Source organism: Pseudomonas sp. TE24901, from assembly GCF_054058375.1.
In genome coordinates this window covers 478,471-484,470 of sequence record NZ_JBSSAF010000004.1, presented here as the reverse complement: position 1 = coordinate 484,470, position 6,000 = coordinate 478,471, and the positions used below count along the sequence as shown (strand labels likewise).

6 protein-coding genes are annotated in these 6,000 nt (G+C 62.5%); 4 read left to right on the top strand and 2 right to left on the bottom strand.

Features of this window, described 5'->3' with window-relative positions:
- Window positions 1-187: 187 nt before the first annotated feature.
- Window positions 188-1,024, bottom strand: a complete 837-nt coding sequence (locus ACVWVP_RS11030) for a cache domain-containing protein (RefSeq protein WP_178921589.1) — start codon at window positions 1,022-1,024, stop codon at window positions 188-190.
- A 50-nt stretch (window positions 1,025-1,074) separates the two neighbouring features.
- Window positions 1,075-1,848: a transporter substrate-binding domain-containing protein gene (locus ACVWVP_RS11025; protein ID WP_259173489.1), complete on the bottom strand. Its 774-nt coding sequence runs from the start codon at window positions 1,846-1,848 to the stop codon at window positions 1,075-1,077.
- Window positions 1,849-2,263: 415 nt separating this feature from the next.
- On the opposite strand from ACVWVP_RS11025, the gene ACVWVP_RS11020 reads away from it, so the two are divergent.
- The 4 genes from ACVWVP_RS11020 to ACVWVP_RS11005 all read left to right on the top strand — a co-directional run bounded on the left by ACVWVP_RS11020 (window position 2,264) and on the right by ACVWVP_RS11005 (window position 5,882).
- The gene (locus ACVWVP_RS11020; RefSeq protein WP_178921585.1) at window positions 2,264-3,634 is read left to right on the top strand and encodes a glutamine synthetase family protein; all 1,371 of its coding nucleotides are present in this window, start codon (window positions 2,264-2,266) and stop codon (window positions 3,632-3,634) included.
- Window positions 3,635-3,735: 101 nt separating this feature from the next.
- Window positions 3,736-4,335, top strand: coding sequence for a class I SAM-dependent methyltransferase (locus ACVWVP_RS11015; RefSeq protein ID WP_178921583.1), 600 nt, complete (start codon window positions 3,736-3,738; stop codon window positions 4,333-4,335).
- A gap of 123 nt (window positions 4,336-4,458) precedes the next feature.
- Window positions 4,459-5,592 (top strand): ribonuclease D, encoded by a 1,134-nt coding sequence (rnd, locus tag ACVWVP_RS11010; protein ID WP_457405771.1) that lies wholly within the window; start codon window positions 4,459-4,461, stop codon window positions 5,590-5,592.
- Complete coding sequence (locus ACVWVP_RS11005) at window positions 5,589-5,882, top strand: YcgL domain-containing protein (protein WP_016971378.1); 294 nt, start codon at window positions 5,589-5,591, stop codon at window positions 5,880-5,882. The genes rnd and ACVWVP_RS11005 overlap by 4 nt, the downstream gene beginning before the upstream one ends.
- Window positions 5,883-6,000: the final 118 nt, after the last annotated feature.

The following is a 6,000-nucleotide window of genomic DNA, read 5'->3' as shown; positions in this document are numbered from 1 at the left end:
GCGCCATGGATGGCGCGTGGCGGCGGCCCCCCAAATACCTGTCGGATTACGGGCACACCGAGCCTAGGCGAGGTGCCGAGTGTTGGGGCAAGAGCCCTTTGCTTACTTTGGGGCTTTTCCAAAGTGAGCCGCCGTAAGGGCGGAACCCTAAGCCGCCGTTACCGCAGCAACGGATATGCACACACAATCAGGGACTGTAATACCCCACAGCCACCATCAAATCCCCCACCCTACGCAAATAAGCATGCTTATTCTCAACCCGATCCGTCACCGGGTTCTTCCAGCGATACTTGTACTCCCCCTGATCCTGCTCCCCCATCAGCCTCAAGATAGGCTCCCCCACCGGCTTCCCATCCGGATCCTTGATCTTGGCAAAGTCGGTATTCACCAGCCGCAAATTGGTCCCATGCGCCACATAGCGTTCGGTCTTAAGGTCCACCACAAACACATACAAATCATCCTGCAGAAACCCACCCTGCAATGAGTTGATCGCCTTCAGCGTCCCGGCTTGGTCCTTGAGCAGCGCATTCGCCGCCTTGTTGCGCAAGGCCCGCGCCTGTTCCGGCGTCGCCCGTGGCAGGTAATACCCCACCGCCAGAATCCGCTCCCCCACACGCTGATAAAACACATGCTTGTGTTCAACCTTGCCGTCATTCCAGTTCTGCCAGCGGTAGTCCGCCTGCTGGATGCCCTGGCCCTCGGGCACGTTCAAGGCGTCCTTGAACGACTGCCGCAAATCCGGCCCCAGCACCTCGGACACATCACGGCCGATCAGCGCCGAGGAGGGCCCGCCGCTGGCCAGCAAGACGCCTTTTGTGTCGACCACGAACACGTAGCGGTCATGGTCGACGAACTCACCCTGGCGGCTGAACGCGGCGAAGGCCTTGTCGCCGTTGCTCTGGTAATACACCAGGGCTTTTTCCAGCAGCGCCTTGGCGGCGCGGGCGTCCTCTTCCTGAGTGGTGGCGTGCACCTGGCTGGCACACAACAGCAGCAGCCAGGTGAGTCGGAGCAGTCCCTTCATGACCCGTCCCTCGTTGTTATTGATGTGACAACAGCGTAGACCGCCGTGGCTCAGGGCGCCGCCAGCCATTGGTTGACGATGCCGTCGTACACGCCAGTGGCCACGCTCAGGTGCAACCACTGGTCGACGTAGCTCTTCCAGGCCACATCATCGCGGGGCAGCAGAAAGGCTTTTTCGCTGTATTGCATCGGGTGGTCGGGGTTGACCGCGCACAGCCCGGGTTTCTGCTTCTGTTGGTAGCGCGCCTCACTGGCGTCGGTGATCATCACGTCGGCCTTGCCCGCCAGCAGTTCGTCGAAGATCGTCACGTTGTCGTGCAGGCGGATTTGCGCCTGGCCCAGGTGGGCACGGGCGAACACTTCGTTGGTGCCGCCAGCGGGCTCGATCACCCGCACTTCGGGTTTATTGATTTGCTCGACAGTCTGGTAGTGCTGCACATCAGCGCAGCGCACCAGCGGGATCTTGCCATCCACGCCGAGGGTTTGGCTGAAGAAGGCTTTTTTCTGGCGCTCCAGCGACACCGAGATACCGCCCACGGCGATGTCGCAGCGTTGGGCGAGGAAGTCCGGCATCAGGGTTTTCCAGGTGGTGGGCACCCAGCGGATCTTGGCGTTGAGGCTCTTGGCCAGGTTTTCGGCCATGGCAATGTCGATGCCTTCATACGTGCCGTCGGCGCGCAAGGAGGTGTAGGGCTTGTAGTCGCCGGTGGTGCACACGTTGAGCGTGCCCCGCTGCAGAACCTCGTCGAGACGCGACGGGGCGTTGTCGGCCAGGGCAGGCGTGGCCAGGCAGGCCAGTACACACAGGGTCAGAGGCGCTTTCATGCAGTCGAATCCTTGGGGGCATGATCAGGGGCGGTCATTATTTGCAGGTGCCGGGGAGGGTGGCAAGGCGCGGCGAATGTTTAGCCAACGTGCAACCAAACTCCATCAACCCTGACTTGAACCCCCTTTGCAGGCATGTGACGCTGCCGGGCATCTACCTCACTGTGACCCTTGTATGGACGGTTCCCCCGACACTCACCCCGAGACATCGCCTGGCGCCCATGTGCCGAGCTGTCCGACGGTTGTCGAGGCACTGCCGTCCGAGTTGGCCTTTTGGGCGTTGTTCCACTGCCGACACGCGCGCCCACCAGATACTTTTCTCCTACGTTGATCTGCCCCATGGATGACGCGCACCTGTGCGCATCTGCCCGGCGGCGCCTGCGCGCCTGCCTGACGCAAACGTATGAGAATTGCCATGAGTGTTTTTGCCAGCCTGCACGAAGCCCAATCCTTCCTTGAACACAACCCGGACATCGAGATGTTCGAGCTGTTTATCCTCGACAACAACGGTGTGCCGCGCGGCAAGTTGCTGCACCGCGACGAGCTGTTGGCGGTGTACGACAGTGGCCGTCCGCTGCCCAGCACCATCCTTGGCCTGACCATCAACGGTGATGACGTAGAAAACTCGGGGCTGGTGTGGGAGGTGGGTGATATCGATTGCCGTGCCTACCCGGTCAGCGGCAGTTTGCAGCGCATGCCGTGGCGCCTGATCCCGACGGCGGCAGTGCAGGTCAGCATGCACCCCACCGAAGGCCTGCCCGCGACGGTGGCCGACCCTCGGCATTTGCTGGCCAAGGTGATAGACGGCCTCAAGGCTGACGGTTACTACCCGGTGATGGCGGCGGAGCTGGAGTTCTACCTGCTCGACCAGAAGCCCGACAGCAATGGTCGCCCGCAACCGGCGCGGGATGGGGACGGCGGCCGGCCGCGCTCGACCCAGGTCTACGGCCTGCGCGAGCTGGAGCAGATCGAGCCGTTTCTCGCCGACCTCTACAGCGCCTGCAAACTGCAAGGCATTCCGGCGCGCACGGCGATCTCCGAATACGCCCCGGGCCAGGTGGAAATTACCCTGGAACACCGCGCCGACGCGCTGCAGGCGATGGACGAGGCGGTGCGTTACAAACGCCTGGTCAAGGGCGTGGCCCACAAGCACGGGATGACCGCCTGTTTCATGGCCAAGCCCTTCGACGACCTGGCTGGCACGGGCATGCACATGCACGTCAGCCTGGCGGATGCCCAGGGCAATAACCTGTTTGCCAGCGAAGCCACCGATGGCACGCCGCTGTTGCGCCAGGCGGTAGGCGGCATGCTCAGCACCTTGCTCGACTCGTTGCTGATGTTCTGCCCCAACGCCAACTCCTACCGCCGTTTCCAGACCAACAGCTATGCGCCGCTAGCCGCCACCTGGGGCGTCGATAACCGCACCGTCAGCCTGCGCGTGCCGGGAGGGCCGGCGAATTCGCGGCATATCGAACACCGCATCTGCGGCGCCGACGCCAACCCTTACCTGGCGGCCGCCGCGATCCTGGCCGGTATCCACCGGGGGATCCGTGAGCAACTGGACCCCGGCGCGCCGGTGGAAGGCAATGGCTATGCCCAGGCCAAGGAACTGCTGCCGACCGACTGGCTCACCACCTTGCGCGCGCTGGAAGGTTCCAGCTGGGCGCGGGATGCCTTCGGCAGCGAATTCCTCAACGTCTACCTGGCGGTAAAACGCGCCGAATACCGTCAATTCATGGGCGAAGTGGGCGAGCAGGATTGGCGGTGGTACTTGCATCAGGCGTGACGGGTTTGGTGGCGGTACGGGTTTCGACCTTTTTTTCACGTTGCAGTGGTTAAGCTGCGTATCAAGGTCGTTCACTACCGTTCCACTCACTTGAGCCCGTGATGTCGCCACAACCACCATCCTCCATCGAGATTGAATTCGCCGAGCGCTGCGACCGTGAGCACGCCAGGGTCTGCGGCGACACGCGCCCGCCGGGGCTGTTGCAGCGCCTGGCGGTGTGGCGCGATGAGCGGCTGGTGCGCCATGCGCTCAAAGTGGCCGGCGAACCGGGCCTGATCCTCGACCTGGCCTGCGGTTCGGGGCGGTTCTGGCCGGTGTTGGCCGAGCACATCAACCGCGTGATCCTGGCCTCGGACAATTCCCAGGCCATGCTCGACCACGCGTGCACCCATCACCCGGCGTCGTTGCTCAAGCGGGTCAAGACCTTCCAGGGTTCGGCGTTTTCCATCGGCCTGTCGGCCAATGCGGTGGATTGCATCTTCTGCCTGGAATTGTTCCGCCATGTGCCCACGCGCGAAGCGCGCCTGGCGCTGCTCAGTGAGTTCTATCGGGTCAGCCGCGATACGGTGATCGTGTCGGTCAATGCCGGCACACCGGTAGAGGAGGAGTTTCGCCACGCCGGCTTCAGCGTCCTGAACCACCAAGAGTTCCTGCCGGGCTCCAAGCTGTGGCGTGTCTACGTTCTGCGTAAGAGAGGATAACTCCTAGCGGTCGGACTACTCTTTCATCTCTTGTAGGAGTTTTCACGATTGTGCGTGCACAGCGAATGCTCGCTACGGCCTTTCGCGATATATACTGCGCGCCATTCTTCAAGGGAGAGCCGTGTGGCCATCGATATTCACTGGATCTGCGACAACGATAGCCTCGGCCAGCACTGCGCCGAATGGCAGCAGTTGCCATTCGTCGCCCTCGACACCGAATTCATGCGGGTCGACACCTTTTATCCTATTGCCGGGCTGATCCAGATCGGTGATGGCGCACGCGCTTACCTGATCGATCCCCTGACCATCGACAACTGGCAACCCTTGGCCGCCTTGCTGGAGAACCCGGCGGTGATCAAGGTGGTACACGCCTGCAGCGAAGACCTGGAAGTATTGCTGCGCCTGACCGGCAGCCTGCCGGTGCCGTTGTTCGATACCCAACTGGCGGCGGCTTACCTGAACCTCGGTTTCTCCATGGGCTATTCGCGCCTGGTGCAAGCCGTGCTCGATATCGAATTGCCCAAGGGCGAGACCCGTTCGGACTGGCTGCAGCGGCCACTGTCCGAGACCCAGGTGAGCTATGCCGCCGAAGATGCGGTGCACCTGGCGGAGGTCTACACCCGCTTGCGCCCGCAACTGTCGGACGACAAGTACACGTGGGTCCTGGAAGACGGCGCCGAACTGGTGGCCAACCTACGCCGCGAAGTGGACCCTTACGAGGTGTACCGCGACGCCAAGCTGGCGTGGAAACTGTCCCGCGCGCAACTCGCCGTATTGCGCGAGCTGTGCGCCTGGCGTGAACAGCAGGCCCGCGCGCGTGACTTGCCGCGCAACCGCATCATTCGCGAACACTCGCTATGGCCCCTGGCCAAATCCCAGCCGGATAACCTCGCCGCGCTGGGCAAGATCGAAGACATGCACCCGCGCACCGTGCGTCAGGACGGCCAGTTCCTGCTGGATCTGATCAAACGTGCCGGCAGCCTGCCCATGGACCAGTGGCCGCCCGCCGTTGCCGAACCGCTGCCGGTGGATGCCGCGGCGCTGATCAAGCAACTGCGCGCCCTGGGCCAGGCCGAAGCTGAGCGCCTGGACATGGCGCCGGAACTGATGCTGCGCAAGAAAACCCTCGAAGCCCTGGTCAAAAGTGGCTATCCCGATGGGCCTTACCAATTGCCAGACTCGCTGCGTGGCTGGCGCCGCGAGTTGATGGGCCAGGCGCTGCTCGACAGCCTGGCCACTGCCGGAGAACAGCCTTGAAACGTATTTGCTCCATCTACCGCAGCTCCAAACGCACCGGCATGTACCTGTATGTGCTCAAGAGCGATGCCCTTGAACGGGTACCCGAAGGCCTGCTGACGATTTTCGGCAAGCCGGCGCACGCCTTCGACCTGGTGCTGACGCCTGAGCGCAAGCTGCAACAGGAAGACATCGTGCAAGTCCTGGAAAACCTCGACAAGCAGGGTTACCACCTGCAAATGCCACCGGCCGAGGACGAGTACATCGAACACTTGCCCGAAGAGCTGCTGCGCCGCAACGACCCGATGTGATCGGTCGGTGCCCTGTTCAGGGCACATTCATCCATGGACTCGTATTATCAGGCGCTGGCCGCAGGGAGGCAGCGAACGGCCTCGGCGGTCGCCTGCATTGTTTTTGAAAGGTTTTAAC

Coding starts and splice junctions, on each gene's coding strand:
- ACVWVP_RS11030 (WP_178921589.1), bottom strand. CDS start 1,024: ATGAAGGGACTGCTCCGACTCACCTGGCTGCTGCTGTTGTGTGCCAGC.
- ACVWVP_RS11025 (WP_259173489.1), bottom strand. CDS start 1,848: ATGAAAGCGCCTCTGACCCTGTGTGTACTGGCCTGCCTGGCCACGCCT.
- ACVWVP_RS11020 (WP_178921585.1), top strand. CDS start 2,264: ATGAGTGTTTTTGCCAGCCTGCACGAAGCCCAATCCTTCCTTGAACAC.
- ACVWVP_RS11015 (WP_178921583.1), top strand. CDS start 3,736: ATGTCGCCACAACCACCATCCTCCATCGAGATTGAATTCGCCGAGCGC.